Source organism: Amphritea pacifica, from assembly GCF_016924145.1.
Taxonomy (GTDB): domain Bacteria; phylum Pseudomonadota; class Gammaproteobacteria; order Pseudomonadales; family Balneatricaceae; genus Amphritea; species Amphritea pacifica.
On the sequence record NZ_JAFFZO010000265.1, the window covers coordinates 1 to 244 of the forward strand.

General features: G+C 44.3%; 1 rRNA gene. It reads left to right on the forward strand.

Annotated features, from left to right (window positions below):
- Window positions 1-83: ribosomal RNA gene (locus JW499_RS22290) — 23S ribosomal RNA — on the forward strand; the annotation flags it as partial.
- Window positions 84-244: the final 161 nt, after the last annotated feature.

Below are 244 nucleotides of genomic sequence, written 5' to 3' on the forward strand. Positions count from 1 at the left end.
GACCAGGACGTTGATAGGCTGGGTGTGTAAGCGTTGTGAGGCGTTGAGCTAACCAGTACTAATTGCTCGTGAGGCTTGACCATATAACGCCAAAAGCGTTTGGTTAGCTGATAGAAAAAGATACATTGCGGATTAGAGTTTGTGCATAACTCTCCGATTACAGGATTCGAATGACGCTTTGAGCATAAGTTAACACTGATGTTCAAATCGTTAGAGCAACCAGTTTTGCTTGGCGACAATAGCG